General features: G+C 41.6%; 12 protein-coding genes, 1 tRNA gene and 1 pseudogene. 7 read left to right on the forward strand and 7 right to left on the reverse strand.

Translation table 11 applies throughout. The features are described 5' to 3' along the window. Positions 1 to 54 precede the first annotated feature (54 nt). The 3 genes from clpB to rluD all read right to left on the reverse strand — a co-directional run bounded on the left by clpB (position 55) and on the right by rluD (position 4,508). Positions 55 to 2,628 (reverse strand): ATP-dependent chaperone ClpB, encoded by a 2,574-nt coding sequence (gene clpB / locus HBH39_RS14305; RefSeq protein WP_167679360.1) that lies wholly within the window; start codon positions 2,626 to 2,628, stop codon positions 55 to 57. A 152-nt stretch (positions 2,629 to 2,780) separates the two neighbouring features. Beyond that, positions 2,781 to 3,533 (reverse strand): peptidoglycan editing factor PgeF, encoded by a 753-nt coding sequence (gene pgeF / locus HBH39_RS14310; RefSeq protein ID WP_167679362.1) that lies wholly within the window; start codon positions 3,531 to 3,533, stop codon positions 2,781 to 2,783. Next, positions 3,534 to 4,508, reverse strand: a complete 975-nt coding sequence (gene rluD / locus HBH39_RS14315) for a 23S rRNA pseudouridine(1911/1915/1917) synthase RluD (RefSeq protein ID WP_167679364.1) — start codon at positions 4,506 to 4,508, stop codon at positions 3,534 to 3,536. A 124-nt stretch (positions 4,509 to 4,632) separates the two neighbouring features. Between rluD and HBH39_RS14320 the strand changes: the two genes are divergently transcribed. Next, a complete protein-coding gene (locus HBH39_RS14320) occupies positions 4,633 to 5,391 on the forward strand; it encodes an outer membrane protein assembly factor BamD (protein WP_167679366.1) in 759 nt (252 codons plus the stop codon). A 279-nt stretch (positions 5,392 to 5,670) separates the two neighbouring features. Further along, positions 5,671 to 5,746 (forward strand) — tRNA-Phe (locus HBH39_RS14325). Between the two features lie 149 nt (positions 5,747 to 5,895). Here HBH39_RS14325 and recJ read toward each other — a convergent pair. The 4 genes from recJ to brnQ form a co-directional block, all read right to left on the reverse strand. Continuing rightward, the gene (gene recJ / locus HBH39_RS14330) at positions 5,896 to 7,620 is read right to left on the reverse strand and encodes a single-stranded-DNA-specific exonuclease RecJ (protein ID WP_167679368.1); all 1,725 of its coding nucleotides are present in this window, start codon (positions 7,618 to 7,620) and stop codon (positions 5,896 to 5,898) included. A 94-nt stretch (positions 7,621 to 7,714) separates the two neighbouring features. Continuing rightward, positions 7,715 to 8,440, reverse strand: coding sequence for a bifunctional protein-disulfide isomerase/oxidoreductase DsbC (dsbC, locus tag HBH39_RS14335; protein WP_167679370.1), 726 nt, complete (start codon positions 8,438 to 8,440; stop codon positions 7,715 to 7,717). A gap of 117 nt (positions 8,441 to 8,557) precedes the next feature. Beyond that, a complete protein-coding gene (gene xerD, locus HBH39_RS14340; protein WP_208764164.1) occupies positions 8,558 to 9,463 on the reverse strand; it encodes a site-specific tyrosine recombinase XerD in 906 nt (301 codons plus the stop codon). Between the two features lie 83 nt (positions 9,464 to 9,546). Next, complete coding sequence (gene brnQ, locus HBH39_RS14345) at positions 9,547 to 10,878, reverse strand: branched-chain amino acid transport system II carrier protein (RefSeq protein ID WP_167679372.1); 1,332 nt, start codon at positions 10,876 to 10,878, stop codon at positions 9,547 to 9,549. A 467-nt stretch (positions 10,879 to 11,345) separates the two neighbouring features. Between brnQ and HBH39_RS14350 the strand changes: the two genes are divergently transcribed. The 5 genes and pseudogenes from HBH39_RS14350 to HBH39_RS14370 all read left to right on the forward strand — a co-directional run bounded on the left by HBH39_RS14350 (position 11,346) and on the right by HBH39_RS14370 (position 18,719). Continuing rightward, positions 11,346 to 12,086: a tRNA1(Val) (adenine(37)-N6)-methyltransferase gene (locus HBH39_RS14350; RefSeq protein WP_167679374.1), complete on the forward strand. Its 741-nt coding sequence runs from the start codon at positions 11,346 to 11,348 to the stop codon at positions 12,084 to 12,086. A 56-nt stretch (positions 12,087 to 12,142) separates the two neighbouring features. Continuing rightward, entirely contained in the window at positions 12,143 to 13,369 is a 1,227-nt protein-coding gene (gene srmB / locus HBH39_RS14355) for an ATP-dependent RNA helicase SrmB (protein ID WP_167679376.1), read from the forward strand. A gap of 259 nt (positions 13,370 to 13,628) precedes the next feature. After that, entirely contained in the window at positions 13,629 to 14,837 is a 1,209-nt protein-coding gene (locus HBH39_RS14360) for an efflux RND transporter periplasmic adaptor subunit (RefSeq protein ID WP_167679378.1), read from the forward strand. Continuing rightward, a pseudogene (locus HBH39_RS14365) lies at positions 14,837 to 17,967 on the forward strand (efflux RND transporter permease subunit). The gene HBH39_RS14360 and the pseudogene HBH39_RS14365 overlap by 1 nt, the downstream one beginning before the upstream one ends. Before the next feature lie 125 nt (positions 17,968 to 18,092). Continuing rightward, positions 18,093 to 18,719, forward strand: coding sequence for a TatD family nuclease-associated radical SAM protein (locus HBH39_RS14370; RefSeq protein ID WP_244325665.1), 627 nt, complete (start codon positions 18,093 to 18,095; stop codon positions 18,717 to 18,719). Positions 18,720 to 18,801 lie beyond the last annotated feature (82 nt).

The raw sequence follows: 18,801 nt of genomic DNA on the forward strand, positions 1-18,801 counted from the left end.
TGCATAAATAAAATAAAGGGAGCGCGAGGCTCCCTTTACTGATCCCAGTTTAATTTATTGAACAAACACTAATTGACCATGCTCAACATCAGCACGAATCATTTTCCCCGGCAATAAATCTCCGCGCAACAATCTTTGTGCTAATGGGTTTTCAATCTCTTGTTGCAAAGCGCGTTTTAGCGGCCTTGCACCATAGACAGGATCAAATCCAGCCTCAGCGATAAGGCTTAGCGCTGACTCTGACACTTGTAGATCATAGTCTTTCTCAACAAGACGCTTACGAAGCAACTCAATTTGAATATTAGCAATGTGTTTAATGTGATGTTCATCTAATGGATGGAATACAACTGATTCATCCACACGATTTAAAAACTCAGGACGGAAGTTTTGCATCACCACTTCCATGACACTTTGCTTCATTTCATCGTAAGATGCTCGCCCAAAGCTTTCTTGAATTAAATCTGAACCTAGATTTGATGTCATGATGATCACGGTATTTTTAAAATCTACCGTACGACCTTGCCCATCAGTTAAACGGCCATCATCCAATACTTGCAACAAGATATTGAATACATCTGGATGGGCTTTTTCAACTTCATCTAATAGCACCACCGAGTAAGGTTTACGGCGAACGGCTTCCGTCAAATAACCACCTTCTTCATAACCCACGTATCCAGGAGGCGCACCCACTAAGCGTGATACGGTATGTTTTTCCATAAACTCAGACATATCAATCCGAACTAATGCACTTTCAGTATCAAATAAAAATTTAGCTAATGACTTACAAAGCTCTGTTTTACCCACGCCTGTTGGCCCCAAAAATAGGAATGAGCCAATTGGTCGCTGCGGATCAGCAAGACCAGCTCGGCTTCGGCGAATTGCATTTGCAACGGCTTCAACCGCTTCATTTTGGCCTATAACGCGTTCATGTAACGCATCTTCCATATGCAGTAATTTTTCTCGTTCTCCTTCAAGCATCTTAGATACCGGAATTCCAGTCGCTTTTGAAAGCACTTCAGCGATTTCAATATCTGTGACTTTATTCCGTAATAGCGTCATATCTTGCATTTCTGCTTGTGATGCCAAATCGAGCATTTTTTCTAACTCGGGGATACGGCCATATTGTAGTTCAGACATGCGAGTTAAATCTCCGGCACGTCTTGCGACATCCATATCCATACGAGCTTGCTCTAAATCGGCTTTAATATGCTGTGTACCCGCCAATGCAGCTTTTTCTGTTCGCCAGATTTCATTGAGTTCAGAAGCTTTTACTTCAACATCTTTTAATTCAAGTTGTAAAGTGTCAAGACGCTTACGACTCGCCTCATCGGCCTCTTTGGCTAATGCTTGTTCTTCTAGTTTTAACTGAATTACACGACGTTCTAACTTTTCAAGAGGCTCTGGTTTAGAGTCAATTTGCATGCGAATACTGGATGCTGCCTCATCAATTAAGTCGATAGCTTTATCAGGTAGCTTTCTATCTGATATGTAGCGATGCGACATGCTGGCGGCGGCAACAATGGCAGGGTCAGTAATTTCAACATGATGATGTAATTCATAACGCTCTTTCAGACCACGTAAGATTGCGATGGTGTCTTCAACACTTGGCTCATCCACCAGCACCTTTTGAAAACGGCGCTCAAGGGCGGCATCTTTTTCAATATACTGACGATATTCATCAAGAGTGGTGGCGCCCACACAATGCAAATCTCCTCTGGCTAATGCAGGTTTAAGCATATTGCCTGCATCCATTGCGCCTTCACCTTTACCCGCACCGACCATGGTATGAAGTTCATCGATAAACAGAATAACCTGCCCTTCTTCTTGCGACAGTTCATTGAGTACCGCTTTTAAACGCTCTTCAAATTCACCACGATATTTGGCACCTGCAATTAATGAGCCCATATCTAAAGAAAGCACTCGTTTGTTTTTGATCCCTTCAGGGACTTCGCCATTCACAATCCGCTGCGCTAAACCTTCAACAATCGCCGTTTTACCAACACCTGGCTCACCGATTAATACAGGATTGTTTTTGCTGCGACGTTGCAGGACTTGAATAGTGCGGCGAATTTCATCGTCTCGACCAATTACTGGATCTAATTTGCCTTGTTCGGCGCGTTCGGTTAAATCAACGGTAAACTTTTTCAATGCTTGACGTTGATCTTCGGCATTAGGATCATCTATTTTTTGGCCACCACGAATTTGTTCAATGGTGGCTTCCATTAACTCTTTGGTCGTGCCTGATTCTTTTAATGCTTTGGCTAAAGCATCATTGCCTTCAAGTGCAGCAAGAATAAATAACTCTGAGGAGATATATTTATCTTTACGCTTCTGTGCCAATTTATCACAAAGGTTTAACAGCCTAATTAATCCTTGTGATAATTGAACATCACCTCCACTGCCTTCAACTTGTGGTAATCGTTCTAATTCTTTATTTAACGTAGAACGTAAAACACTAACTCGAATACCTGCTTGAGTTAGTAAAGGATGGATAGAGCCCGAATCTTGATTAAGCAATGCCATCATTAGATGGATTGGCTCTATAAACTGATGATCTCGTCCTAAAGCTAATGACTGAGCATCAGAAATGGCAATTTGAAACTTATTAGTCATACGATCGAGTCTCATATAACCTCCTACATCTGATACAAAAATGTAATATCCACAAACGGATCTACTGTTAACTAAAAGATGGGGGCTGGCTGAGATGATTTCAAGACCGTTTACTTTTTAAGCGAAAATAAACATGAGTTTCAAACTTTAATTGCAGATTGATACGTTTATGATTTTAACCATATCAAAGAGGCCATTCGTCCCGTTTGATGATCGCGGCGGTAGGAAAAATAATTCTCGTCACTTACAGTGCATATATCGCTGCTATAAATTGAGGTCACATTTTTCGCCTTAAGCCTTAACTTAGCCAATGCAACGATATCGGCAAGGTATTTGGGTGTTGATAATGTTGATGATGTCGCCATTTTAAAACAGGATTCTGCTTGCGGGTTATGCCGCATAAAGGCGTGTTTAACCTCAGCACCTACCTCAAACTTTTCAGGGCCAATTGCAGCCCCTAAATAAGCAATGATATCGGATGATGGTTGACTGAATTGAGTTAGAGCCTGCTCAATAATGCCGTCACACAAACCACGCCAACCGGCATGAACCGCTGCAACCTGTGTACCTTGCTTGTCACATAGCAAAACCGGTAAGCAATCTGCTGTCATGACTACGCATACTTGACCGTATTGATTACTAAAACTGCCATCTGCGCTGGGGACTTGATTGATTTGTTTATCAGATAAAGTCGACTCGCATACCATTTTTGTTCCATGGACTTGGTTCAGCCACAAAGGTTCGGCAGGTAAACCATAACGCTCTACTAATACGCGACGATTGGCTAATACCTTATGTGGGTTATCTCCCACATGCATGCCTAAATTTAAACTGTCAAAGGGAGGCTCACTATAGCCTCCATGACGATCAGTAAAAACAATGGCTACATTATCGGGTATTGGCCAATCGTGCGTTAGCATTTATAAATACTCAACAGGATTTAATTCAGTATCTTTACGTAATGCTTTAGTCAGGTTAACCATGTCTTCAGGAATAGGCGCTTGCCAACTCATGATTTCACAGGTCACAGGATGAGCTAACTCTAAACGCACAGCATGCAGCGCTTGACGTTTAAATGACTTTAATAACTCAAAAAACTCTGGGCTAGCCGCTTTTGGCGGACGAGGACGACCACCATATACAGGATCACCCACTAATACATGGCCAATATACGCCATGTGCACACGAATTTGGTGAGTTCGACCGGTTTCTAGGCGTAATCGCAAACGCGTGTGGGCACGAAACTTCTCTGCCACGCGATAATGTGTCACAGACGGACGACCACCGTTAATCACAGCCATTTGCACACGCTTAGTAGGATGACGATCAATCGGCTCATCGACCGTTCCACCCGCTGTCATTGTACCTTGCACAATCGCTTCATATTCACGCACAATTTCACGAGCCTGCAAAGCCGCAACTAAGTGGGTTTGAGCTTCTAGCGTTTTCGCAACCACCATTAAACCTGTGGTGTCTTTGTCTAAACGATGAATAATACCCGCTCTTGGTACATGCTCAATATCAGGGCAATGATGCAATAGTGCATTCATTAATGTGCCGTCAGCATTACCAGCACCGGGGTGAACAACCAAGCCAGCCTGTTTATTGATTACGATAATATCGTCATCTTCATAGACAATATTTAAATCAATATCTTGAGCAATAGCACTGACTTCTTCTTCAAGGGTGGCATTAACCTCAATTTGCTGAGATTCAAAAACCTTTTCCCGTGGCTTGTCGACTATGCTACCGTCTACCTTAACTGCACCGGATAGAATCCATTCCTTGATGCGTGTGCGCGAGTAATCAGGGAACAAAATCGCCAATGCTTGATCGATTCTTTGTCCTGTTTGTGTTGATGTTATCTCGCTTTTTAGATTAATCTCTTGTGTCATAGGAACCGTACCCCGTTTTTGGGGTCCAAAGTAAATGTACTATCTGTTACAATCGGATGTTTTCTATTTTACCGTGAAATGGAAAAATTCTTAACCACAACTTATAAAAGAATTGAATTCAAGTATGTATAAATTAGCCAAAGGCGCCGCCCTAGTATTACTTTCAGTTGCGATTACAGCTTGTAGTAGCAGTCCTGAAGAAGACCCAATTGTTACTAAAGCCTCTCCAGAAATACTGTATAGCCAAGCCAGAACCTCAATGGAACTCGGTAACTATTCTAAAGCAGTGCAATCTTTAGAAGCTTTAGATTCGCGCTATCCTTTTGGCCCTCATAAAACTCAAGTGCAATTAGATCTGATTTTTGCGTATTACAAAATGGACGATGTTGCATCGGGATTAGCGAATATTGACAGATTTTTACGCTTAAACCCAACTCATCCTAATATTGATTACGTGTATTATATGCGTGGTTTGACGAATATGCAGGCAGATAATTATTTATTTCATGAAATGATGAATATTGATCGCACAGATCGCGACCCCAAAAATGCTGAAGATGCCTTTAGAGACTTTGATCGCTTAATCAAATCTTATCCTAATAGTAAGTATGCACCCGATGCTCAGCAGCGTATGCTGTACTTAAAAAACCGTTTAGCGCGATACTCTATTAATGTTGCTAAGTACTATATCAAAATGAATGCATGGAGCGCTGCGGCGGTTCGCGCACAAAGTGTAATGGAAAAGTTTCCGGGCACGCCAGAGACAGAACATGCACTTGAAATCATGGCAACGGCCTACGATGAGCTAGGTCAAGAACAACTCAAACAAAACGTATTAACCGTAATGAAAGCTAATTTTCCAAATAATGAATTAGTTAATTAGCACTTAAACCATAGATTTAAAAACAGCCTCTTAATGAGGCTGTTTTTTTATTGCCAGCGTTAGTACATAACCTAGGTTGAGATTAAACCAAATAAACTTCCCCCGTAAAATTCAGCTTTATTAGTCAAGAATGATTTAAAACCCACCGATTACTTTTTCAGCGCCCCTGCTGCTTGATTGACCTAAATGCTGGTTAATTCAGCACTGAGTTTAAAAAAAAGCTTTTTTTATAAAAAACGGTTGACTCAAACCTTATAAAACCTTAAATTGCACCCCGTCGCCCGAATAGCTCAGTCGGTAGAGCAGAGGATTGAAAATCCTCGTGTCCCTGGTTCGATTCCGGGTTCGGGCACCATATTACAGGTGCTGACTTAGTCGACATCTCACAAAAAAGCCTCGCAATGCGAGGCTTTTTTGTATCTAAATTCAGCTTGTTTATCAAACCAGGCTACAAGCTGCTGTTGATCAAACTGACACGACCTATTCGCAATCAAACCGCACCAATTACATGGGCTCAATATAATCCACCATCAGTTGCACCGTTTGATTGCCGCGAAACTCATTTACATCGAGTTTATACACTACCCGAGCATGATTAATTGTTGCATCAGGCCATATCTGCAAATCAACATTAAAGGCGATACCATCAAGCATTAATTTGCCGCACTCGGTTTCTAGTAATAACTTTAAATGCTTTTCGCCCACAATACGTTGTTGAACCACTTTAAAAAAACCATCAAATAAAGGTTCTTCAAATGATTGCCCCCATGGACCGGCATTACGTAGCATAAACGCAGTATCTAAATTCATTAAATCAGCACTTAACTCACCATCTGATAAAATTTCACCCGTGAGTTGTTCATAATCTAAAATGGATTTTACTGTGTCGTCATAAGCCTGTTTAAAGGTATCTAACGCATTAGCTTTAATGGATAATCCAGCCGCCATCGCGTGACCGCCAAATTTGATTATGATACCTGGATACTGGCTATTAATACGCTCAAGTAGATCACGCATGTGCAGACCTTTAATTGAGCGAGCCGAGCCTTTAATTTCACCGTTACCCGCATCAGCAAAGGCAATAACAGGGCGGTGATATCTGTCTTTAATTCTTGAGGCTAAAATGCCGATCACCCCTTGGTGCCAATCTGGTTGAAATAGCGCTAACCCCCAAGGCAATGTTGCTTCATCTAAGGTGATGGCTTGTAAGGTTTTTAGGGCTTCTTGCTGCATACCAGCTTCAATATCACGACGGTCTTGATTTAAACCATCAAGCTCAGCTGCCATTCGCCGTGCTCGCATAATGTCATCACATAATAAGGTTTCAACCCCCAAAGCCATCTCATCTAAACGCCCAGCGGCATTTAACCTTGGGCCAACCGCAAAGCCAAAATCAGCTGCAACAATTTTACTTGGGTCTCTTTTTGCAACTTCAAGCAACGCGGTGATCCCCGGACGACAACGCCCGCTTCTCACCCTTTGTAAACCGGCTTGCACCAGAATGCGGTTATTAGCATCTAACGACACCACATCAGCAACAGTACCTAAAGCGACAATATCAAGCAGCACACCTAAGTTTGGCTCGGCAATCGATTGTATTTGATACCAGTTACGACTTCTAAGCTCAGCTCGTATGGCTGTCATCAAGTAAAATGCCACGCCAACCCCCGCAATGGATTTACTTGCAAACTGGCAATCATGCTGATTGGGATTCACAATTGCGTCTGCCTCAGGTAGCACTTGCCCCGGCAAATGATGATCCGTCACCACCACTTGCATCCCACACGCTTTTGCGGCTGAGACACCATCTATAGATGAAATACCATTATCGACCGTAATCAATAATTGGACACCTTTTGCATGTGCGACTGCGACAATTTCAGGGCTTAGCCCATAACCAAAATCAAAACGATTAGGGATCAAATAATCAATATTACTTGCCCCCATCATTTTTAAAGCCAGCATACAAACACTGGTAGAGGTTGCTCCATCGGCATCGAAATCACCGACGATCAAGATGCGTTTATTGGCTTGTATTGCATCGGCAACAATCTCGCCAGCAATATCTAAGCCCTTCATGGTTTGCGGGCGTAACAATTTGGCTAAGACTAATTCGCAGTCATCTTGATTAACACCTCGGCGGGCATAAAGCTGTTTAAGCAGTGCAGGCATTGAAGCGGGAAGGTGCGAGTCATCAACTTGTGGACGACGAATAATTTTATGCGGCAAAACAAATCCTAAAGACAAATATAATCATGACTAAGATAACAAAAAGGTGAGCTAATGCTCACCCCCAATGCATACCCTTAATTTTCAAATAAGCTTACTTACGTGATTCAAGAGTTCGCAATAAATCGGCCGGAGGTTGATAACCTGGGATCATGGTGCCATCTTCAAGGATCAGCGCAGGAGTGCCATTAATACCAAATGAGCCGCCTAAACGATATTGCTTTGCGATATCAATATCGCAGCTTGCAGCCTTAACATTGCCACCCGATTTAGCCACTGTCATCGCTTTAAGTGGATCTTTAGCACACCAAACCGCTTGCATCTCATCAGCGTTCGCCGACGGAATACCCGCACGCGGATATGCTAAATAACGAATAGTGATACCTAAATTATTATACTCGTCCATCTGATTATGTAATTTACGGCAATAGCCACAATCAACATCAGTAAACACAGTGACCACATGCTTTTCATTTTTGGCTTTATAAACTAGCATGTCTTGCTCAAATGGCTTAAGCATTTCAAGACGTGGCAAAGCTAATGCCGCTTCCGTTAGATTATTCATACGGTCATTCATGTCATAAATATTACCATGAACCAACTTTGAACCATCTTCAGTGATATATAACACGCCACGGTCAGTTAATATTTGCAGTAACCCAGCAATAGGTGATGGCTGGATCATTGAGACTTCAACGCCTAACGTATTTGACAACTTTTGCTTTAACTCATCATTATTTGCATTAGTTGAGGGTGCGGCAAAAACAAATGTTGGTGCCAATAGGCTGGCAACAAGAATAAAGGCTTTAGTTAACTTCATGATTTTTCCTAATTGCACGGGCTTAAAGTACTAGACCCGACTTTGTCTGCAAAACTTACAGATTTAATCCGCTTTTCGCAACTGCATGAGCGCTTTTTAATGTAAGCATTTTCTTTGTTAACCACGTGGGTGATGCTGTTGATGCAATTGTTGCAACCTTGCTTTAGCCACATGGGTATAAATTTGAGTGGTCGATAAATCACTGTGGCCCAGTAATAACTGTACAACTCGAAGATCTGCACCATGATTTAATAAATGAGTAGCAAAAGCATGGCGCAATGTATGCGGCGACAAATGCGAGTTTATCCCCGCCCTTGCTGCGTATAACTTAATACGATGCCAAAAGGTTTGCCTTGTCATCATTTGCGCGCGCTTAGAAGGAAACAACACATCTGATTGTTTAAGGTTTAATAGCTCAGGTCGGGCTGTTTTTATAAACTGTTCGACTTCTGCAATAGCAAGCTCACCTAATGGTACAAGTCGCTCTTTTCCCCCCTTACCCATCACCCTCACAACACCTTGACGAAGACTGATTTGATCCATGGTCAAGCTAACTAATTCAGTTACCCTAAGCCCTGTTGCGTATAACAATTCCAGCATCGCTTTATCACGACGCTCTATTGGGTCATCAACATTGGGCTCTGACAACAAACTGTCAACCTGCGCTTCTGTTAATGCATCAGGCAGTTTTCTGGCAAGCTTTGGTGATTCAATCAAGGCGGTAGGATCTTCGGTCATCATTTTACTGATCACTAAAAAACCATAAAACCGACGTAAACTACTAAGTAATCTCGCGGTACTGGTTTTGGCGAATTGCTTATCAAAACGATACGTCAAATAGTCCCTTATTAATAAGCAATCAACCTCAATTAACGATTTACGACGGCTCAACACAAAACGTTCAAAGTGGGCCAAATCGGTACGATATGAAGACAAGGTATTATCACTCAGGCCTTTAGTAGACCATAAGTCATCAATAAATTGTTCAATCAATGGGTTAAGAATATAAGGACTGGGACTCAAAATTTACCTAATAAAAAGACGCAATGCACACTAGAGACTAGCATACTATCACGCCTTAGAATCACAAACTTAACGATGTCGATTTAAGCAGTCGCTGTGTGTTTATCTGACTTAGATATAAATAAACATGTAATTGCTGTAATCAATGTTGGAAGTAACCACCCCATACCTTCAGCTTGTAATGGTAAAAAATCAATGAATGCAGTATCGACACCCGCTGCTTTTAAGCCATCAAAAATACCAAAGAACAAAGCCACACTTAGTACTAAACGATGTGAAAACTCAGGGCGAGCAAACTTATTCGTTAGGAAAGTGACTAATACCAATGCAATAGCTACGGGGTATATCGTCATTAATACGGGAATACTTATGGTGATTAACTGAGATAAACCTACGTTAGCTACTGTTGCGCAAACAACACTAAAGAAAACTACAAATTTTTTATAAGAAATCGATGGCAATAACTCATTAAAAAATTCAGCACAGGCAGTCACTAAACCAATAGCCGTCGTTAAACAAGCTAAAGCAACCACAGCCGACAACAAGAAAATCCCCGTTGTCCCAAAGTTATGTTCCACATAATTAGTCAAAATTTGACCACCATTACTGGCGCCTTTCGCTAAATCACCAGCAGAGGCACCAAGAATGAATAACGAGATATATACAAAGGCTAAACCAGCAGCGGCAATAATTGCAGCACGGATTAAATATTTGGTTTGATCTTCAGGATTATTAACACCTTTTTTACGTAAAATATCGATAATCAGCATGCCAAACATAATTGATGCTAGGGTATCCATAGTATTGTAACCTTCGATGATCCCTTTTGATAATGGGCTTGAAAGATACTCATTAACCGGAGCTCCAACAGGAGCGCCAGGGATAAACATCACACTCATCGCCAAGCCAATTAATAACAAAATCAGTACTGGTGTTAATACCTTACCAACGTTATCAAGCAACTTACCAGGAAATAAAGCCACCAACATCACAATGAAAAAGAAACCCAAGGTAAAAAACAACTGTGCGGAGTTGATTGCTTGCTCGGCAATCATGATCACGGCATCCGGGTTTTCAATAAATGGACGCGCGCCAATTTCAAAAGCAACTAAACCAGTACGAGGAGCTGCAAACGCAGGACCAATAATGATATAGATTGAAACCGCTAACGCAGTAGCAGCAAATGTAGGCAACATGGCCATCACCTTGCCATTAGACTTAGCAACCGCAATCAGCCCAATCAGTGGCATACCGACCGCAGTTAACAGGAACCCTATCATCGCGACGGACATGTTTTCGCCAGCTAAAAAGCCTGCGAAAGGTGGGAAAATCAAGTTGCCTGCGCCAAGGAAAAAAGCAAAAGCCATAAACCCTAAGCTGATGGTATCTGAAATGGATAATTTAGTTGTTTGCACGTTGAAATCTCGTCTTGTTATATTTGTTTTTTAACAAACTTAAGTGATTAAGATAAATTTAGCTACCCCATGACCCAAAATAGACCACGGATGTAAAAAAAAAAATACACTTAAACTTACTAAAAAAACGACCTTGTTTGAGCAATAATTCAACAACAAGTCTGCTTAAAAGACTCTGCTAATCCTAAAAAACCGACATTAAGTTAAATTGCTCACATCTTCTTTCTCAAATAGGGGGGGAACTAATAGCAAACTCGGGCATTCGCTACAAGTCCTGCAAGCCAATTCACTAAAAAAACATTTTACCCCCGAAACAACTACCAAAATCCAAAAACAATCACACCACACAAAGACCATTACACCAACATAAGTTAACAAAACTACAACCTGAGAGTTAACTAGCGTTATAAGCGACTCACTGCATTTTTTGTTATCATGTGCAAATAATTAAAAACGATGATCACCTCATGCCATTTACGTTTAAACAGTTTCATATAGATGATAGTCATTGCGGTATGCGAGTCAGCACTGATGGAGTATTACTGGGGGCGTGGGCTAATTTACGGCAAGCTGAACACATTCTAGATATTGGTGCCGGCAGTGGCTTATTAAGTTTAATGACCGCCCAACGTACATCTCCAACAAGTCAGATAATCGCGATAGAGATAGATAAACTGGCCTCAGTTGATTGCCAAATCAACGCTCAAAATAGTCCATGGGCACATAAAATCACGGTTATACAAACAAGCATTCAACATTATGTGCAACAATTTCTTCAGTTCGCAGCGACATCATTAGTTCCCAACACGAAATTTGACCATATTATCTGTAACCCGCCCTACTTTAGTCATGGACCACAAACCCAAATAGAAGCGAGGGCCACAGCAAGGCATACTAATCATTTAAGCTTTGATGAGCTTGCATTAGCCATTTATCACTTACTATCAAATACTGGTGAAGCCAGCCTTATCATTCCTTACCAAGAAGAGATTAGGTTAACCCAAGCCTTTAATTTGAATAAAATGCATCTATGTAAACGCGTAGAAGTCAGCAGTGTAGAGGGCAAACCCGCAAATAGATTATTAATGTCCTTTATGCATGGAGAACAAGGGCTTTGCCAATCTGGTGTGTTAAATATTCGTGATCGACTTGGGTACTATTCCCCTCAGATGGCAAATTTATGCCAAGATTTCTACTTAAAACTTTAGCCAATGCCATTCGTCAGTTATAATGCTCGGCTACTTTTCAGCGAGACCCTACGCGCATGTTATTTGAAGATTTTGATTTAGACTCACGGTTATTAGATTCGTTAAAAGCCATGGGCCACAAAACACCCACGACTGTCCAGCAACAAACCATCCCAATGGCGATGGAGCAGCGGGATATTCTTGCGCGTGCGCCAACAGGAACAGGTAAAACAGCTAGCTTTTTATTACCAGCGCTTCAGCACTTAATCGATTTCCCTCGCCGTTTTGAAGGACAAGCTCGAGTATTAGTGCTTACACCAACTCGTGAACTCGCAAGCCAAATTCATCGTTATGCTTGCCACTTAGCCACTGACTTAGGGTTAAATATCGTCACTATTACTGGCGGTGTCCCTTACGCTCCACAAGAAGAAGCATTAGCAGGCAATATCGATATTTTAATCGCCACACCGGGTCGATTAATGGAATACCTTGATAAGAAAAAGTTTGATGCCACTGAAGTTGATATTTTAGTGATTGATGAAGCTGATCGGATGCTCGACATGGGTTTCTCATCCGTAGTGCAAGCTATTGCTATTGAAGCCCAAGGCCGCAAACAAAACATGCTATTTTCAGCCACTTTAGAAGGTGGCGGGGTCGAACGTTTTGCACGCGATCTACTCAATGATCCACTTACCGTTGATGTTGAAGCTCCACGTAGTGAGAAAGCTAAAATTCACCAATGGATCCATCTAGCCGATAATAAAGAGCATAAATTTGAACTCTTGTGCAATATTTTGCGTCAAGAGCAAGTTAAACGTGCCATTGTGTTTGTCAAAACACGAGACGTTGTGGCAAGCCTTGAAGGCCAGCTTTTAAAAGCGAATATCCCTTGTGCCTTTATGCGCGGAGACATGGAACAAAAGAAACGCTTTCAAGCTTTAGGCCGCTTTACTAAAGGTGAAGTCAATGTCCTATTAGCAACCGACGTGGCAGCTCGCGGTATTGATATTGACGACATTACTCACGTTATTAATTATGATATGCCACGTTCTGCAGATACTTATGTGCATCGAATTGGCCGTACGGGTCGCGCGGGCGCCAAAGGCACAGCTATTTCGTTAGCCGAAGCTCATGACATGCGAATTGTTGGCAAAATTGAGCGCTATATTGAACTCCCCTTAAAGCGTCGCATCATTGAAGAGTTACGTCCAAAGCACAAAGAAGCTAAGCCGCCTGGGAAAAAGAAAGTCAAAGCGAGTGATACCAAAAAGAGCAGCAAAAAATTTAAAAAGAAAAAGAAATAATATAGGCTATTGAATAAACGAGCGAACCCGTCAAACGGTTCGCTTTTTTGTTGCGAAAAACAGCGTTATAACTCTTCAATTCAACCTTTATTAATTTTGATACAATTTATTTACAAAAAGCTATTTAGATGACTGCCCGACTCTGGTAGTTTATGTTTACGAATGAAAACGATAAAAACTTTAAACTGTTGATTATTCATACAACATTTCGCTAGTAAATGATTTCTCCAGCAGCAATTCAGCATGGATACGCATAAGAATGAAAACCCTATTAAGAAGACTCAGTCCACTCATTATCCTGATCGTGTTTTTTGGTTTGGCCTTTTTACTGGTAAGCACAAAAGAATCGCCAGAGCAAAAAGAAGAAACCGCAAATCTCACTATTGTTGATGTCATGACGGTGCAGCAACAAACTGTATCGCTAAACCTGCCCTCATACGGTGTCGTTAACCCTAAATATAAAACACAATTAGTTACCGAAGTACAAGGACGATTACAGTCTTTATCGCCTAATTTTGTTGCTGGCGGCTTAGTAAAAAAAGGCGAACAACTTGCTGTGATTGAGCCTTCAGACTACGAAGCCGATTTAATGCAAGCCGAAGCTGGCTTAGCTCAAGCAACAGCCATGCTAAACGAAGAAATTGCTCGTGGTGAAGTCGCCAAAATCGAATTCAAAGACTTCGACTCAGGCATGGCGCCTGAACTGGGTTTACGTATCCCACAACTAAAAAAAGAACAGGCCAATGTAAAATCAGCTCAAGCCTCCCTTGCCCGAGCAAAACGTAATTTAGAGCGCACAATTATCCGCGCCCCATTTGACGGCATTATCAAAGAACGCAAAGTCGATTTAGGTCAATACGTGACATTAGGGACAAACCTAGGTGAATTATACGACATTAACACCGCCGAAATCCGTTTACCTATTACAAACAGTGACTTAGCGCACCTTGAGTCCGCAGATACGCCTGATACTGAAGTGACTTTAAGCGCCTCGTTGGCAGGCAAGCAAGTCACTTGGGAAGGTAATATTGTTCGCAGTGAAAATGTCATTGATGAACAAAACCGCATGATTTACCTTGTGGCAGAAGTGATTGACCCTTACCTACAAATGACAGCAACAGCAAATCAGCTGCCATTAAAATATGGTAGTTTTGTCAGTGCGGTTATCAAAGGACGCACAGTATCTGGCATCGCTCAATTACCTCGTCACGTAGTAAGAAACGGACAAGTTGCAGTAGTTAAAGACGATAACAGCATTGAAATGCGTGACGTTAATATCGTTCGAACCGATATCGACAATGTATTTATTAAAGACAGCTTCACAACGGGCGAGCGAGTGTCGATCACTAACGTAGCCAACCTGACAAACGGACAAAAAGTGAAGGTGTTAGGTGAGAGTGAGCAGGATGAGCTGACCCCTGCTGATGATGTATCTAGTGACGTTATTACCTCTGCAGGAGACCAATAATGCACAATCAAACGGGTATTATTGCTTGGTTTGCCCGCAATAATGTTGCCGCAAACCTACTTATGTTAGTGCTGATTGGTGGCGGCTTATTTAGTGCGGTGCTTATCAACAAAGAAGTCTTTCCAAGTTTTAGCCTAAACCTGATCAGCGTCACCGTCGCTTACCCAGGTGCGGCACCGCAAGAAATTGAAGAAGGCATCAACATAAAAATTGAAGAGGCCATTCAAGATATTTCTGGCATCAAAAAAACCACTTCCGTTGCCAGTGATGGCGTTGGCTCGGTATCAATAGAAGTTGACGATGATTATGATGTTCAAGAGGTTTTAGATGAAGCCAAGCTTCGTATTGATGCCATTTCGACGTTTCCTGACAACATTGAAAAACCCAATATTTACCAAATAAAACCTGAAAATAATGTTATTTGGGTGTCGGTATATGGTGATTTGTCTTTGCATGATATGAAAGAAATGGCCAAATCCATTCGTGAAGACATCACCAGTTTACCCGGTGTGACTCGCGCTAAAGTCAATGGCGTTAGAGACTACGAAATTGGCATTGAAGTGTCTGAAGACAAGCTTCGAGAATACGGTTTAAGCTTCACCCAAGTCGCCCAAGCAGTACAAAACTCATCTATTGATTTACCCGGTGGATCAATTCGCGCTACCGATGGTGATATTTTACTTAGAACCAAAGGCCAAGCGTATACAGGCGATGATTTTGCTGAAATCGTGGTATTAACTCGCCCTGATGGCAGCCGGATTATGCTGCCACAAGTTGCCACCATCAAAGATGACTTTGAAGAGCGCTTAGGTTATACCCGTTTTAATGGCAAACCTGCGGCAATTGTTGAAATCACCAGTATTGACGATCAAAACGCCCTTGAAATATCAAAGCAAGTTAAAGCCTATATTGCTGAGCGTCAGTCAAGCTTACCGGCTGGTGTAAAATTAGATACTTGGGGTGACTTAACCCATTATTTGCAAGGCCGCTTAAACATGATGTTATCTAACATGTTTTATGGTGCCTTATTAGTGTTTATTATTTTGGCACTTTTCCTTGATTTAAAACTCGCTTTTTGGGTCATGATGGGTTACCAGTGTGTTTCTTGGGAGCCATGTTATTAATGCCAACCGTGGGCATGTCGATTAACATGCTGACCTTATTTGCCTTTATTCTCGTGCTCGGCATTGTGGTCGATGATGCCATTGTCATTGGCGAAAGCGCCTATACCGAAGTAGAAGAAAACGGCCATTCATTGCAAAATGTCATCACTGGCGTACACCGTGTCGCTATGCCTGCCACCTTCGGGGTGCTGACCACAATTGCAGCCTTTGTGCCGATGATTTTAGTCTCAGGTCCAATGGGAATTATCTGGAAATCTATCGGGATGATCGTCATCTTGTGCTTAGCATTTTCATTAGTTGAATCAAAACTTATCCTGCCTGCACATTTAGCTCACATGCGAGTAAAAAAGAAAACACCACCGACTAACCTGTTCTCGCGCTTTAAAGTTGCATTAAATGAAAAGCTACAGTTTTTTATCCATAACAATTATCGCCACTTTTTAGAGTTTGCCATTAAGCAACGCTACAATGTTGTTGCGGCATTTGTTGGAGTACTAATTTTATCTATTGCGTTAGTTGTTAGCGGTAAAGTGCGCTGGGTATTTTTTCCAGACATCCCATCAGACTTCATTCAAGTGCAATTAGAAATGGAAGAAGGTAGCTCTGAACTCAATACGCTTAAAGTACTACAACAAGTAGAAGACGCTCTATACAAAATGGATACTGTAATGGAGCAAGAATACGGTACAGGAGTGGTAAAGCATAGCTTTGTTGCCTTAAATTCTCGGACCTCTGCCTTTATTTTTACTGAGTTAACTAAGGGTGAAGACCGCGAAGTTGACGGAGTGTCCATTGCTGAAGAATGGCGCAAGCAATTACCTGAACTTTTGTCAGTTAAAAAGCTTAATATCAATGCTAGCACCAATGACACTGGAGGCGATTTATCATTTAGATTAACCGCTACAGATTTAGATCAACTAGCAGAGGCCTCAAAAGAGCTTAAAGCCAAACTAGCAACCTACGAAGGTGTGTATGATATCTCTGATAACTTCTCATCGGGTAGCCATGAAATACGCTTAAATATTTTACCTGAAGCGCAGGCTCAAGGGCTAACGCTATCAGATTTAGCTCGTCAAGTCCGTTACGGATTCTACGGCTTTGAAGCACAAAGAATTCTACGTAACAAAGAAGAAGTGAAAGTCATGGTGCGCTACCCATTAGAGGAACGCCGCACCATTGGTCATCTTGAAAATATGATGATCCGCACTAACAATGGCGAATCTGTGCCGTTTTCAAGCGTGGCTTCTATCGAGCTTGGTGATTCATATGCCTCAATCACTCGGGTTGATGGCCGCCGAGCAATCACCATTCGCGCAAACGCCAACAAAAACAAAGTGGAACCGGGTAAAGTTGCCAATGAAATTCAGTCTGAATTCATCCCTAAGCTCACAGCCAAATATCCGCATGTTTCAGCAGCATTAGATGGCAGTAGTTTGGATGAACAAAATGCATTGATTGGTTTGATTCAAGGCTTCTTTTTTGCCATGTTTACCATTTATGCTCTTATGGCTATTCCGCTAAAGTCCTACACCCAACCACTGATCATTATGTCGGTCATCCCTTTCGGTATGATTGGTGCGCTGGTTGGTCACTTTATGCTGGGATTATCAATGAGCGTACTCAGTTTATGTGGCATTGTCGCATTAGCCGGGGTTGTGGTTAACGACTCGCTTATTCTGGTCGATTTTGTTAACAAAGCACGTGAGCAAGGTAAACCAATACTGCAATCCGCTATTGATGCAGGTTGTTATCGCTTTAGAGCGATTATCTTAACTTCACTCACCACCTTTGTTGGCTTAGCTCCGATTATTATGGAAAAGAGCTTACAAGCTAAAATCGTCATTCCAATGGCAACATCATTAGCCTTTGGTATTTTGTTTTCAACTGTTGTGACGCTAATTCTAGTGCCTGTGTTGTATATCATTCTTGATGATATCAAGCACATTTTATCGCGCTTTTATGTGTGGTGGTGGCAACCGAAAACTACAGACGCTGATTATCACTAGTGTCAATTAAATCTAAATCACAAAACAGAGCTTAATGAGCTCTGTTTTTGTTTATGGGATCAACGCGGCATTCACATCTAAACGTCTTAGATATCATAGCTAAAACCAGCCATCAACAGCACCTTATGAGCCAACAAAATCTAGCCACAAACAACAATACCCTAGTATATGATATTCGATTAAATCGTTATTTGAATATTACTAATCGCTGCACATTACGGTGTCAATTTTGCCCTAAGTACAACGGTAGCAAACAAGTCGATCAATATGATTTAACACTCAACCAAACCATTAAAGCAGGTGATGTGATCCCATTGTTGGGTAATGTGGCTGAATTTGAAGAATACGTTTTTTGTGGCTATGGCGAACCTACCTTAAATTTAGATACCTTAATCACTATAGGTAGCGAGCTAAAAAAGCGCGGAGCAAAGAAAGTACGATTAAATACCGACGGATTAGGTAATTTATTTCATCGACGAAACATTTTGCCTGAATTGGCCACATGTATTGATGCTATTTCCATTTCATTGAACGCCGATACTGAAGCGGCTTATATCGAACATTGCCAACCTAAGCTGCGTGGTGCTTACCCTGCTGTTTTAGATTTTATCCAATTAGCACCGCAATACATAGATACTGTTTCAGTCAGTGCAATTAATGGTTTAGCAAATGTTGATATTCAGCAATGTCGACGCATAGCAGAAGATGCAGGTTGCTTTTTCAATGAACGACAACTAGATGTTGTTGGCTAACACCTACTTGGGAAGATTTACTGTACTAAATAGTGTTACTATATGGCTTTATAAGACACGCTGTTGACAACTAATAAAGCTG

It is taken from the genome of Shewanella aestuarii (assembly GCF_011765625.1).
Taxonomy (GTDB): domain Bacteria; phylum Pseudomonadota; class Gammaproteobacteria; order Enterobacterales; family Shewanellaceae; genus Shewanella; species Shewanella aestuarii_A.